At 60.6% G+C, this 13,002-nt stretch carries 14 protein-coding genes and 1 pseudogene; 7 read left to right on the top strand and 8 right to left on the bottom strand.

The window, feature by feature from the left end:
* Nucleotides 1–90 precede the first annotated feature (90 nt).
* The 3 genes from ACRYA2_RS14460 to ACRYA2_RS14450 all read right to left on the bottom strand — a co-directional run bounded on the left by ACRYA2_RS14460 (nt 91) and on the right by ACRYA2_RS14450 (nt 2,061).
* On the bottom strand, nt 91–390 hold the full coding sequence (locus tag ACRYA2_RS14460) for a hypothetical protein (protein ID WP_433629412.1): 300 nt from the start codon (nt 388–390) through the stop codon (nt 91–93).
* Between the two features lie 150 nt (nt 391–540).
* On the bottom strand, nt 541–1,305 hold the full coding sequence (locus ACRYA2_RS14455; protein ID WP_433629410.1) for a proteasome assembly chaperone family protein: 765 nt from the start codon (nt 1,303–1,305) through the stop codon (nt 541–543).
* A gap of 87 nt (nt 1,306–1,392) precedes the next feature.
* Nucleotides 1,393–2,061, bottom strand: coding sequence for a class I SAM-dependent methyltransferase (locus ACRYA2_RS14450; RefSeq protein ID WP_433629407.1), 669 nt, complete (start codon nt 2,059–2,061; stop codon nt 1,393–1,395).
* A 231-nt stretch (nt 2,062–2,292) separates the two neighbouring features.
* Between ACRYA2_RS14450 and ACRYA2_RS14445 the strand changes: the two genes are divergently transcribed.
* The 3 genes from ACRYA2_RS14445 (at nt 2,293) to ACRYA2_RS14435 (ending at nt 5,055) form a co-directional block, all read left to right on the top strand.
* Nucleotides 2,293–2,766 (top strand): DUF7992 family protein, encoded by a 474-nt coding sequence (locus tag ACRYA2_RS14445; RefSeq protein ID WP_433629404.1) that lies wholly within the window; start codon nt 2,293–2,295, stop codon nt 2,764–2,766.
* A 55-nt stretch (nt 2,767–2,821) separates the two neighbouring features.
* Nucleotides 2,822–3,694 carry a universal stress protein gene (locus ACRYA2_RS14440; protein WP_433629401.1) on the top strand — a complete coding sequence of 291 codons (873 nt, stop codon included), beginning with the start codon at nt 2,822–2,824 and terminating at the stop codon, nt 3,692–3,694.
* Nucleotides 3,695–3,822: 128 nt separating this feature from the next.
* Entirely contained in the window at nt 3,823–5,055 is a 1,233-nt protein-coding gene (locus ACRYA2_RS14435; protein ID WP_433629398.1) for a CBS domain-containing protein, read from the top strand.
* Nucleotides 5,056–5,327: 272 nt separating this feature from the next.
* Here ACRYA2_RS14435 and ACRYA2_RS14430 read toward each other — a convergent pair whose 3' ends face one another.
* A complete protein-coding gene (locus ACRYA2_RS14430; RefSeq protein WP_433629395.1) occupies nt 5,328–6,260 on the bottom strand; it encodes a radical SAM protein in 933 nt (310 codons plus the stop codon).
* Between the two features lie 161 nt (nt 6,261–6,421).
* Here ACRYA2_RS14430 and ACRYA2_RS14425 point away from each other — a divergent pair, with 161 nt between their 5' ends.
* The 3 genes from ACRYA2_RS14425 (at nt 6,422) to ACRYA2_RS14415 (ending at nt 9,373) form a co-directional block, all read left to right on the top strand.
* Nucleotides 6,422–6,850, top strand: a complete 429-nt coding sequence (locus tag ACRYA2_RS14425) for a hypothetical protein (RefSeq protein WP_433629393.1) — start codon at nt 6,422–6,424, stop codon at nt 6,848–6,850.
* Between the two features lie 260 nt (nt 6,851–7,110).
* On the top strand, nt 7,111–8,706 hold the full coding sequence (locus ACRYA2_RS14420; protein ID WP_433629390.1) for a multicopper oxidase family protein: 1,596 nt from the start codon (nt 7,111–7,113) through the stop codon (nt 8,704–8,706).
* 127 nt (nt 8,707–8,833) lie between these two features.
* Nucleotides 8,834–9,373, top strand: a complete 540-nt coding sequence (locus tag ACRYA2_RS14415; protein ID WP_433629388.1) for a VIT1/CCC1 transporter family protein — start codon at nt 8,834–8,836, stop codon at nt 9,371–9,373.
* Nucleotides 9,374–9,438: 65 nt separating this feature from the next.
* On the opposite strand, the gene ACRYA2_RS14410 is transcribed toward ACRYA2_RS14415, so the two are convergent.
* Nucleotides 9,439–9,981, bottom strand: coding sequence for a universal stress protein (locus tag ACRYA2_RS14410; protein WP_433629385.1), 543 nt, complete (start codon nt 9,979–9,981; stop codon nt 9,439–9,441).
* A gap of 189 nt (nt 9,982–10,170) precedes the next feature.
* On the opposite strand from ACRYA2_RS14410, the gene ACRYA2_RS14405 reads away from it, so the two are divergent.
* Nucleotides 10,171–10,383 carry a universal stress protein gene (locus tag ACRYA2_RS14405; protein WP_433629382.1) on the top strand — a complete coding sequence of 71 codons (213 nt, stop codon included), beginning with the start codon at nt 10,171–10,173 and terminating at the stop codon, nt 10,381–10,383.
* Nucleotides 10,384–10,525: 142 nt separating this feature from the next.
* On the opposite strand, the pseudogene ACRYA2_RS14400 reads toward ACRYA2_RS14405, so the two are convergent.
* From ACRYA2_RS14400 to ACRYA2_RS14390, 3 genes and pseudogenes are all read right to left on the bottom strand, one after another.
* Nucleotides 10,526–12,267: pseudogene (locus ACRYA2_RS14400) on the bottom strand (adenosylcobalamin-dependent ribonucleoside-diphosphate reductase).
* 73 nt (nt 12,268–12,340) lie between these two features.
* Nucleotides 12,341–12,490, bottom strand: a complete 150-nt coding sequence (locus tag ACRYA2_RS14395) for a DUF7557 family protein (protein ID WP_433629380.1) — start codon at nt 12,488–12,490, stop codon at nt 12,341–12,343.
* A 22-nt stretch (nt 12,491–12,512) separates the two neighbouring features.
* On the bottom strand, nt 12,513–12,935 hold the full coding sequence (locus tag ACRYA2_RS14390; RefSeq protein WP_433629377.1) for a CBS domain-containing protein: 423 nt from the start codon (nt 12,933–12,935) through the stop codon (nt 12,513–12,515).
* Nucleotides 12,936–13,002: the final 67 nt, after the last annotated feature.

The following is a 13,002-nucleotide window of genomic DNA, read 5'->3' as shown; positions in this document are numbered from 1 at the left end:
GCAGTTGTCGTGGCGCGGACGAAGACTCGTGATGGCGAAAGACCGTCGTCCCTGGAATACTCGGAGAACGAGGACGCGTTAGCCCCTGCGCTAAGGATGCAACCACGAGTCCGGTTCGACTTCGTAGTCCAGGTCGCGACAGACGCGCCGCCCTTCTTCGCGAACCTCCTCGCCGGCCGGGAGTTCCCCGCGTTCTCGAATCACGTTTTTGATCCACGCAGACAGATCCCGCATCGCGCGCGGTTCAGCGGTTCGCTCGACCGTTCGCAGCGTCTTCTCGTACACGTTCCAGCGCGACTTTCCCGTCCGTTCGGCTTCGCGTTCCGCTTTCGGGTCGAGTTCGTCTTCCATAGTCTGGCGAATCTCGGTAAGCTCGTGACTGATGGCCATGGTCTTTCGCCACCTACACCGACGACCCTCAAAAGTCTCATCGGCTGTTGGGCGCTCCGTGGGAATCGTACCGTTTGCGAAGTACCGGTCGTCCGCTTCCCGACTACCCGTGGAATACGAGGGTCGAGCCTGCTCTGACCACAGCGTCGACTACTGATACATGCTCGGCTGCGACGGCGTTCGCTGGTCCTGCGGTTGTTGCTGCTGGTACATTTGCTGTAGCTGTTCGGCGATCTGTTGCTTTCGCTGTTGGATTTTCTCGCCCTGCTTCGCGAGTTTTGTCGTGTCGATGTCGAAGTCCACGAGCGGTTCGAGCGCGTTCTCGATGACCGACCGGGCGGCGTTCGGGTCGGGAAGGTAGGGGTTAGCCTGCACGACGAGTAGTGCGGTCGGGATATCCGCCTGATAGCAGTCGTGAACGAGCGAGCCGGTCACGCCGGCGACCATGCCGGAACCGTGTGCGAGTTCGATGTCGGCGGCGTCGAGCGCGACCTCGACGTCGTCCGTCGTCGCTACGCCGACCACGTCGCCGTGTTCCTCCTCGCTCTGTGCCGGTGCTCCAGCGAGGAAAATCGCCCGGTCGAACTCGTCGGTGAGGGTCTCGATGACGCACCGGCCGAGCGCGTCGAAGGCGTTCGGTTGGATGGCGACGTCGCTCTGGAGCGTCATCATGGGTGGCTCGGAACCGGCGTACACCCGAACGGGTTCCCTGACGCGACCGTCCTCGAAGGTCGTGACCGGCGGGAACTCCGTCGACTGGATGTTGCCGTGGTACTGGAGGCCTAGTTGTTCGGTTATCTGGTCGACTGCAATGGAGGCGACGAGGCCGTGGCCGGGGAGTCCCTCGATGAGCGTCGGTGAGTCGGCTTCGATGTCGGTCAGTTGCTGGAACGTCACGGACGTGTCTTCTGTCATCGTTACTCGGACGGGGTACGACGGAGTCGGTGTTATATTCTCGGATGGACGGAGGTCCGAGCGGTGTGCAGGTCGCGACGGCCGTTCTTACGACGCCCGTGCTAGCACGAGTTCGATGGAGAGACCCCACATCTCCTCGTCTTCGGCGCTCTGGACGCGAAAGCCCGCGTCCCGTACCGCCTCGCGGACGAATATCGGCCGACAGTCGAGATGTCGCGGGAACAGCGTGTGCAGGCGCTCGTAGATCTGCGTCGCGAGTCCCGCACGTCGCTTCGAAAGGGAGACGACGCACAGGCGGCCCCCTGGTCGGAGAATGCGCCGACACTCCCGGAGCACGACCGGGATGTCGGGCGTGTCGAACAGTTCGAGCGTGAAGCTCGAAAATATCGCGTCCATCGATCCGTCTCGAAGCGGAAGACGGGTCGCGTCCGCGCAGACTACCTCGGCGCGGTCACCGACGCCCGCGGCCCGGATACTCGTCCGCGCTGTGCGGCACATACCCTCAGCGATGTCCACGCCGACGGCGTGTCCGGCGTGGCCGACGGAGTCCGAAAGCGACACGAGTGCCTCGCCGGTCCCGGAGCCCACGTCGAGAACGCGTTCGCCCTCGCTCGGGTCGAGTAGGTTCAGACCTGCTTCGCGCTGTTCGGCTTCGAAGGGAGCGACGACTGTCCCGTACCAGTCGCTGAGCGTACTGTACCAGTCACGGGCTTCCTGCTTCGACCGGCGGACGCGAGTTATCTCTCTCTGACCCATCGACTGACGGTCACGTCGACGACGGGGGGCTACGTATATCTTCGCACGGCTGTCGTCGCCGAGGGTGGAAGTCTCCGACGGCCTTCGAAACCCGCCGCCGATGGAGACGTGAGCACCGAGCCGAAACGCCGCGTCGTCGGAAGCCAGACGGGACATCCGCCACCAGGTCACCGCTTTCGACCGACTGGCGCCGTCACCTGGCTTTAACTCCCTACCCGTCGTAGCGCTCGTATGTCCCTCGACGTGGACCTTCCAGAACCACCGGACCTCTCGAACCGAGGCATGCCGCGCGAGTTCGAGTGGCTGGAAGAGACGAGCGGGTCGGAGGAGTTCCACCGCGAGGCACTCGAAGACTGGCTCCAAGACGGTGCGTGGAAAGAGGGGTTTAATGAGTGGGCCGAGTACACGGACCTCGACGAAAAGCAGGTTCGGGCCGTCGACGACCTCGGGCTGTTTCAGGCGTTCGACTTCTACTGGGACCCCACCGACGACCGTCTTCGGTACGACGCCCCGAGCGTTCCGGACGACTGGCGCGAGCGGGACGCGACTGAATCGTTCGATTCCAGCACGGTTTCGATGATAGACGCCGAGTTACAGAATCTCGGTCGAACCGTCCAAGAGATGCTGGAGGACTACCTCGAACGGAGCGAGGAAGCGTCCGATTACGTCTGGAGCGAAGAGACGTTCGGCCAGAGCAGAGAGTGATCCCGTCGCGTGCTTACTTGACGCCGCGGAACGTAGATGCCGACAGGGGGAGTACATGTACGACCAGATTCTCATTCCGACGGACGGGAGTACGGAGACGGAACAGGCCGCCAATCACGGGCTCGGACTGGCACGAACCTACGACGCGACGGTTCACGCGCTGTACGTGACCGACACGAGCGAGTACGCGGCCGTCCCCGAGGCGGATGCGCGCGAGCAACTGCGGACCGCGGCGGAGAAGGCCGGTCGGCGAGCGACCGCCGAGGTCGTCGAGACGGCCGCCGAATTCGACCTGACGACCGAGCGCGGAATCCGACAGGGAACACCCTACGAGGAGATATTCGACTACGTCGATGAGCGCGACATCGACCTCGTGGCGATGGGCACACATGGTCGGGGCGGGAGAGGGCCGGACCTGGGTAGTACGACGCTCAGGGTTGTCCGAAACGTCGACGTACCGGTGCTGACGGTTCGATTCAGCGAAGACATCCACCTCGATTTGGAAAGTCACTACGGAATCTTCGACGACGTACTCGTCGCTACCGACGGTAGTGACGGTTCGATGGCCGCCGCCAAGCAGGGAATCGGCATCGCGGAGATGTACGGTGCGACAGTTCACGCACTCTACGTAGTGGACACGAATACGTACGTCTTCGAGGACGTTCCGCGGAGTATCGTCGGCATCCTCAAAGAGAGCGGGAACGCTGGACTGGACGAGATCGTCGAGATGGGTCGGGAAGTTAACGTCGAGGTTGAGACGTCGTTCCGGCGTGGCAGACCGTCACAGGAACTCCTCGACTACGTCGACGAGAACGACGTGGACCTCCTCACGCTGGGCGCGCACGGCCGGACAAGCGAGGTTCACCTCGGAAGCACCACCGAACGCGTGATTCGGACTGCCGAGCAACCGACACTGACGGTCCGTTAGTGAATTCTATCGCTTTCTTCACCCGCCACGAGCGACGACTCGTCCGATTTCGTGAGGGGAGAAGTTCTCAAGTAGGTTGGAATACTAATTAGATACTCCAGAGCGTAGGTACTCGTACGGGGAAATAGATGGACATCACCGACATAGTCACCAGCGAGTACACCGAGTTTGACGTGGGAGCGCCGATTTCGAAGGTCTCCGGGGCTTTCGAGGACCCGTCCCTGAAGGCGGTCGTAATCACAGACGGCGACGAGTCCGAGGGCGTCATCACGCGACGCCAACTGGCGTCGTCGCATCACCAGTCCAACGAGAAGGCGAAGTCCCGGGTGTGGCACGCACCCACCGTCGAACGGACCGAAGACGTGCGCGAGGTCGCCCGCCTGATGGTCGGGGGCGACGCCAAGCTGCTCCCGGTCGAGGACCATGCAGGGAGGCTGATCGGCGTCGTGACGGCCGACGACCTACTTGAGAAGGTCACGCCCTATCTCAACGTCATCTCCGTCGACGACGTTAGCAGCAACGAGCTCGTCACGATGGAGCCGGACGGGACTATCGGCGAGGCGCTTCACGTCTTCCGTGAACACAGAATCACCCACCTTCCTGTGACGGAAGACGGCGACGAACTCGTGGGAATCGTCAGTCTCTACGACGTCATCGGCTTCACGACCCGAGAGGTGCAGCAGAGTCAAGGCGGCGATCCGGGTGGGACGGACTCGTTCGGGGGCGGGATTTCCGACAGTTCCGCTAGCTCGCGCCGAGGCGGCTTCGGTTCCCGAGAAGGTGACCGAACCCGCCTCCTCGATCTGCCCGTCAACGACGTGATGATCGAGACCGTCGGAACGATCCGCCCAGACCAGCCGCTCGACGAGGGCGTCGAGAAGATGTTCGAAATCGGGGCCTCGTCGCTCGTCGTCGTCGGAGAGGACGACGAACCGGACGGAATCGTCACCAAGACCGACGTACTGGAATCGCTGACGTGGACGGGCGAAGAGCGCCGCCCCGTCCAAGTGTTCGGCATCGAGCACGTCAACGACATCACCTACGAGGAAATCGCGGACATGATCGAGAACGTGGCTCGGAAGTACGGGGACATGACCGTCCTCGAAGCCAAGATTCACCTCCACGAGCACGACGAGAAGTTCCGCGGAACCTCGCTCATTCTCGCGCGCATCCGTCTCTACACCGACAAGGGCCACTTCATCGCGTCGGACGAAGGGTTCGGCGCGAGCCACGCACTCCACCTCGCAATGAACGCGATCGAACGCCAGATACTCGAAGGAAAGACCTACGGTCAGAGTAAGAAACACCCCGACGCGGAGTACTGGGAGCGGATGTACGGGTGGTGGCTAACCGGAGAGTGACGGTCACGCGAGCGACTCGAACGTCCGTCGTTTCGGGCCAGCGTCCGGGGAGTCTTCGGAGACATGCCGACAATCACAGGCGGTGGAGTCGCTACCTTGAAGCCCCGTCGATTGCTGTTGTAGTGGCCTTGTTGAAATCATTAAGAGTGATAGGTTCCAGCGGATGTGCTGAAGAGAGGGCAGTCTGCATCCGTCTTCTGGTAGCTGCGATTTTCCGCCTGCTCACGTTCGTTTCGCTCTCGGCTTCGAAAGGAAGGTAACACGACAGGTCTCTAGAAGAGATCGGTGATTCCGGGTCGCCCCGAGAGCATCGACTGGTCGAGATAGAGTCGTTCCAGCCCCGTGTCCCGAGCGTGAGTCACCACTTCCTCGTACTCCTCCGGGGTGATTGGACGGCTGATTTCTCCGTAGAAGTCTTCGGTTTTGGCTTTGTAATACGGCTGATATTGGGCCATGATATCGACGAACGTTTGCTCGGAAAGTTCCTCGGCGATGAATTCAACGACTCGTTTTGCATTGTCGAGGTGATTCGGCATGACGAGGTGGCGCACTAGGAGGCCGCCAGTCGCCAACCCGATATCGTTTATTCGTAGGTCCCCCACCTGCCTGTGCATCTCTTCAAGCGATTCCGTGACGTTCGACCAGTAGTTCGGAGCCTTCGAATACTTCGCCGCCGCCTGATCGTCGGACCACTTCACGTCGGGCATGTAGATGTCGACGATTCCGTCGAGTTTCTCGAGGATTTCCGCGCGCTCGTACCCGCCGCAGTTCCACACGATTGGGAGGTTGAGTCCGCGATCCTTCGCGATTTTGACCGCCTCCACTAGATGCGGTGAGTGATGGGTCGGCGATACAAAATTGACGTTGTGACAGCCCTTCGCCTCGAGTTCGAGCGCCATCTCGGCGATGTCCTCGGCCGTGGCGGGATCGCCTTCGGCCTCGTGGCTGGTTTCGAAGTTTTGGCAGAATACACACTTCATGTTACAGTTTGCCAGGAAAATTGTGCCACTTCCGTTGTGGCCCTTTAGACAGTTCTCTTCGCCGAAATGAGGGAAGTACGACGAGACGTAGGCGGTGTCGTCGACTTGGCAGGTGCCTTCCCGGCCGGCTGTCCGATCTACGTAACACTCGTATGCGCACAAGTCGCAGTTCGCGTATCGTCCCCAGAGGTCGGCAATCCGTCTGTCGAACACGTCGTCGGACAACTGCCGGTAATTCGGTTCTGGGTCGGTAGACTCTACACTCATACGACCACTATTGGTCCGCGTTAGCATACATCTATTGCCGGAAGGGGTTCGTTCGAGGACCTCACGACAAGTCGAGGTGCAGCATCTCACGCCTCGCCTTCGAACTCGGGGTCGAACGGGTGACGCTCCAGATAGAGAAACTCCAGGAAGAAAAGCAAAACGAAGATACCGACAATCCAGAGCAGTATCTCGATGTCAGTGCGATAGAGGTGATAGAGAACTATCGGAATCGCGATGACCGTGCCAATCAGGCCAAGGGCGGGAAAGAGACGATTCGATCCCGTCTCATCGGCGAGTCGAAAGTTCACGAAGTTGGCGACGGCGTCGGCATTCGGAAAGGCAACCGAGCCGAACTCCGTAATCTGCTTGGGGGTGCCGAGTGCGTCGTCGTCGCCGTTCCCATAGGACCGCCGAGTACGATAGACGACCTCCAAGCGGAGGCTGACGAGGTGGTCTGTCCAAGGGTGACGCCCGCGTTCCGCGGGGTGGGACAGTTCTACGAGGGCTTCGAGCAGGTGACCGACGAGGAGTCGATGGCATATCTCTGACAAGCCGTAGCCAAGACGACCGCGCTGACGGCTGACCCGAACGTCGAACTTCTATGAAGCCATGGCTAACGACAACACGTGGATTTCGAATACATCTAACCCTGTCAAATATCAAAAGCGTACGAGGGAGCACACGACGCGAACGAGGCGATTATCAATCACCCGAAACGTCCCGACACGCTGGCCGAGGTGGACAACGAAAGTCTCAGGTGCTGGGCATTGCCCCCTCGTTTTTTGTTGTTGGTGTGGTAGGGCACGTGATGGTCAGCAACGAACGAAGCGTATCGCGGCGACGCGTGTTGCGCGTCGGAGGGGGCGCGGCACTACTGGGAATTGCAGGAAGTAGGGGAGTAAACGGAATCGAATCGGAGCCCGTCAACGGGTCGCAGGAGGAAGGAAGCGGGAACGAACAAGACGCGACTCTCGTGGCCACGGAAGGACAGGCCGAGGTAGCGCCGGGCGAAACCGGCAATACGTGGCTGTACGACGACCGGTATCCCGGACCGGAACTCCGCGTGAGCGAGGGAGACACGCTGCGCGTCTCCGTCGAGAACCGGTTGCCGGAGGGAACGACCGTTCACTGGCACGGCGTCCCCGTTCCGAATCCGATGGACGGCGTTCCGAACGTCACGCAGGACCCGGTTTCGCCCGGCGAGACGTTCATGTACGAGTACGAAGCGTCGCCAGCGGGCACCTACGTCTATCACAGCCACGTCGGTCTCCAACTCGACAGGGCACTCAACGGACCGCTTATCGTCGAAGAAGAGTCGCCCCACGTCAAGTACGATCGGGAGCACACGCTAGTGGTCGATGATTTTTTCGCTGGCGATCCGAAACTCGACTCCATCGAGGCGCCACCTGGGGGAGGTCGTGGCGGTGGCGGCGATGGGGGCGGACCTGGTGGAGGAGGTGGCCCCGGTGGCGGCGGTGGGGGCGGACCTGGTGGCGGCGGTGGTGGTCCCGGTGGCGGTGGCGGACCTGGTGGCGGTGGACCTGGTGGCGGCGGACCCGGTGGAGGCGGTGGCCCCGGCGGTGGAGGCCGGAACGGCGGAATGGGAGGTGGCGGTCCGATGCAGGACCGCCGTCCCCCGTACGAGGGGATGGTCGTCAACGGACGGCTCCCCTCCGACCCGCCCGTATTCGATGTCCAAGAAGGCGAGCGCGTCCGACTGCGATTCATCAACCCCGGCGGCGCTACGACGTACCGCGTCGGTATCGGCGGCCACTCGATGACTGTCACGCACACCGACGGACGACCGGTCGAACCGGTGGATGTCGACTCCTTCTACATCAGCATGGGCGAACGCTACGACGCGATCGTCGAGGCCGACTCCCCCGGGGACTGGGCCATCGTCGCGTCACCCGTCGTCGGAAGTGAGCGACCTGCGGAAGCGATACTGCGGTACGATAGCACGCCTGAAGGGAATTCTGCCGGACGACCACAGTTCGACGGTCGGACGCTACAGTACGGCGACCTCCGGGCACTCGAACCGCTCGACGTTGGCGGTACACCCGACCGGACGTTCGACTTCACCCTCTCGGGAGGGATGATGCAGGAACCCGGAGCGTGGACCATCGACGGGCAGGCGTACCCGGACGCCGACCCTCTAGAGATCAGCAAGGGCGAGCACGTCCGGGTTCGGATGGTAAACCGCAGTCCGGCGATCCACCCCATGCACCTTCACGGCCACTTCTTCCAGGTCGGCGACGCAGTCATGGACACCGTCCTCGTCCCGCCCCATCGGGGACAGGTTACGTTCGACTTTCTGGCGGACAACCCCGGTGACTGGCTCTTCCACTGCCACAACAACTATCACCTGGAACGAGGGATGGCTCGGGTCTTCGAGTACGTCTGAGGAGCACTCTTAGTCCCCGGTCATCTTCCGTGAAACGAACGGCGGGGAGCGACGAGTAGCGTTACTCGTTGACGAAGGGGGTTTCGAGGAAAGGCTTGTAGGGGTTTCGACTGTATAGGGGACAGAAATGTTAGAGCAACTACTCGGCGATGAGGTGGAGTCGTCCGGAGAGTATCTGGCGGAGATCATCTACGGCGCGAACGACGGAATCGTTACCACGTTCGCCGTCGTCTCGGGAGTCGCCGGGGCCACACTGAATCCCTCGATCGTGCTGATTCTGGGCATCGCGAACCTGTTTGCGGACGGATTTTCGATGGGGATGAGTAATTATCTGAGTCGTCGTTCGGAGATTGCGTACCAGGCGACTGTCGAGGAGGTTCGTTCCGAGGCTAGCGACCCGAAATCTCCCCAGAGTACGGCGTTTGTCACGTTCTTGGCGTTCGTCATCGCGGGGTGGGCGCCACTCCTTCCGTACGTATTCGTTCTCGAACCGCTGTTTCCGCTGTCCGTCACGGTCACCGGTTTCGCATTTTTAGCCGTCGGCGCGAGTCGTAGCCTCGTGACTCGACGACGATGGTACGTGAACGGTGGCGAGATGTTCCTCGTCGGAATGCTCGCGGCGACCGTCGCCTACGTCGTCGGAAATCTTCTGAAAGGTATCGCTTAATTATCAAGACTCGGATTCCGGTACCAAACAGAATCGTATCCACAATACCAGCGAACGTCGACCGGTCACCGCACGACAGTCACCGGTATCTGCGCTCGACGCATCACGCTCTCCGCGACGCTTCCCAGGACGACGCGTTCGACGCCCGTCCGGCCATGGCTTCCCATGACGATTTGATTTATTTCGTGTTCGTCAGCGTATTCGAGTATCGTCCGGGCAGGTTTTCCAACCTCTGTGACGGTGTCTAGTTCCACCCCGTACTCGTCCGCAAGCTCCTCGGCGTCTCCGTGGATTTCGCTTGCGCGCTCCTGAGCGTTGTCGTACAACTCCTCGGCAACGGGTAACCCTCCGGCTTCTACCGCGTAGACGGACTCGATAGGACTGATAACGTGAATCGTCGTGACCACCGCGTCAGGAAACTTTTCGAGCGTATACTCCAGAGCTTGGTTGGCACATTCTGATCCGTCCAGTGGGACGAGAACCTGGTAAGCCATGACTTCGCCAACAAGAGCTAGCAGGAAATAGTCTTTGGAGAACCAAATTAGAGACTGAAGGAGTGGCCCTGTTTGCTGTGTATCCTCGTGGGTATAGACGGTTACCACCGGCACTGGGACCGTCTGTAGGCCCCGTTTTATCACACTTCCAACTAATGGGGCGATCGTACGCTTGCACGACCCCACGTTCGACGTCGATGGCGTCGTTTCTCGAATATCCCTTCCCTTCGATCGCCACTAGTGGGGGTCGTCACCCAGTCGGTCGACGGCGAGTAGGTCTTCAGTCAACGTCCGAACGCCGACGTGGTCGCCGAGACGGCCGCCGAATTCGACCTGACGACCGAGCGCGGAATCCGACAGGGAACACCCTACGAGGCGATACTCGACTACGTCGAGGAGCGCGACATCGACCTCGTGGCGATGGGCACGCACGGTCGGACGAGCGAGGTCCACCTCGGAAGTACCACCGAACGTGTGATTCGGACTGCCGAGCAACCGACGCTCACCGTCCGATAGACGCGGTTCCGGCGCGTCCCGGCACGCGACGCTCTGTGACGTGCACGAACGGGTGATTTACGGAGTGAAAAATCGATAATCGACGTACGGAAGCCGTCCGTTCGAAAGCCAGCGGAGAGACGAATCCGGATCGACCCTGGTCCTACGACTCTCTGTCACGGTCAGTCTCGCCAATGTACTCGCACTCGCCGATGCACTCTTCTTTGAGCGGATCCTCTCCGAGTATCTGCTCTGGTTTGGCCCCGCTCCTGAATACGGTGACACCTTTGAGATCGAGTTCTCGCGCTCGCAGGAAGACGTTTCGCACGTCCTCGACGGTAGCCGTGGCAGGCAAGTTCACCGTCTTGCTCACGGCGTTGTCGACGTGTCGCTGGAAGGCGGCCTGAACTTCGAGATGACGGTCGGCGGGGACGTCGTGGGCCGTCTGGAACAGGCGTTTCACGTCGTCGGGAATCGTGTCGACGTCCTGAATCGTGGTTCTACCGTGAAGTTCGTCGAGGAGTCCGTCGGAGTAAAAGCCCCGTTCGGTCGCCATCTCGACGAATCGGTCGTTGACGATTTCGAGTCCGTCCATCACTCGCTTCGTGTACGCCACGTTGTAGATGGGTCCGATGCTCGCGGAACAGTCCGCGATGAGCGAGATAGTGCCCGTCGGAGCGATGGTCGTCGTCGTCGCGTTTCGAAGCGGTTCCTCGCGAGTGGAGCGTTCCCACTCTGGAAACGGTCCGCGCTCCTCCGCAAGTTGCTTCGACACTTCCCACGACTCGTCGTGGATAAATTCCATGAGTTCGTCGGCGAATGCGACCGCTTCGTCGGAATCATAGGCGATTTCGAGATCGACGAGCATATCGTGAAATCCCATTACACCGAGCCCAAGTTTGCGGTTCCTCGTCACCATCTCCTCGATTTCGGGAATCGGGAACTCCGACATCTCAATGGCGTTGTCCAGAAAGCGCACTCCGAGGTGAACTGTCTCACGGAGCCTCTCCCAATCGACGTCGTCGCCGTCGGTGTGGTTTCCGAGGTTGATCGAGCCGAGGATGCAGGCCTCGTACGGCAGGAGTGGGACTTCGCCGCAGGGGTTCGTCGCTTCGATTCTGCCCAGCTCTGGCGTTGGATTGTGCTCGTTTATTGTGTCTAGAAACAGGATACCTGGATCGCCGGAGTCCCACGCCGCCCTGGCGATAGCTGAAAGAATTCGATCGGAATCTTCGCGCTCGACGACTTCATCCGTCCGCGGATTCGCGAGGTTGTATGACTCGCCGGCGTCACGAGCGTTCCAGAACTCCTCGGTCGTCGCTACCGAGAGATTGAAATTCCGTAACGTGTCCGCCTCGCGCTTGACTTCGACGAACGCCTCGATGTCGGGGTGGTCCACGCGAAGGACCCCCATGTTTGCGCCTCGCCGTCGCCCACCTTGCTTGATCTGTTCTGTGGCGGTGTCGAAGATCTTCATGAAGCTCACTGGGCCGCTCGCTACGCCACCGGTCTTCTGAACTACGTCGCCCTTGGGCCGGAGGTTCGAGAATGAGAACCAGTTCCACCACCGCTCTGGTGGATGAGTGCGGTTTGCTTGACCGCGGTGAAGATTGGTTCCAGGGAGTCCTCGATCGGCAAGACGAAGCAGGCAGCTAGCTGTTGCAACTCCGTTCCCGCGTTCATCAGCGTCGGTGAGTTCGGGAGGAAGTCGAGGGCACTCATCGCGTCATAGAACTCTTCTTCGACCGTTTCAGCGGCGTCATCGAACTCCCTCTCGGCCTCTGCGAGATTGGACGCGACCCGCCGAAACATTTCGTCCGGCGTCTCGACGACTTCGCCGTTCTCGTCCTGTCGGAGATACCGCTTTTCGAGAACCGTTCTGGAGACTTCGTCGAGCGACGCCATACCCTAGCTGTTTGCCGTCTTCTTACAAAGGGCTATCGTACGGGAAGCCTCGCCGTTTACGGCGAGGAGGATGTCACTCGGAGTAGCCTTCCGTGAGGAACGCCCCCTCAGTCTCGTACATCGACACCAGTTCCTCGATAAGTTCCTCGTACGATTCGTCCTCCTCCAAGTGTTGGTCGAGTCGCTCTGCGAGATCGTCGTTGAGTTTTATCGTGACGGTCATCGTTGGTGGTTCGCTTTTCGTTTCAGTATGGCGGTGATTCGGCTTCGATGACGCTGGCGAGGTTGTCCATCTCGTCGGTGAGCAGGACAAGGAGGTCGTCCAGCGTCACGATTCCGGCGATAGCTCCCTCTGAATCGACGACCGGGAGACGCCGCACCGACTGCTCGTACATCGTCTCGGTCGCTTCGAAGACACCATCGTCGGCCTGTACCGTGGTCAGCGTCTCGGTCATGATATCTTCGGCGGTCACCGCCGTCGGGTCCTCGCGCGGTTCGAGCACCTGCATCACGAGGTCGCGGTCGGTGACGATACCGACCGGCTTGCCATCGTCTTCGATAATCGTACTTCCGACGTTCTCCTCTTTCATCACGGTGGCCAGATTTCCGGCGGATTTGTCTCTGGGAGCCGTTACTACGCCAGCTCGGGCTACGTCTTGTACTGTCACTGTGTCTCCCGCGAACCGATACGACGGAGGAATCCATAAGTGTACGCCCCCGACAGTTGGTCGGGGA

It is taken from the genome of Halomicrococcus pelagicus, assembly GCF_050954125.1.
This window is presented reverse-complemented; position numbering and strand designations above follow the sequence as displayed.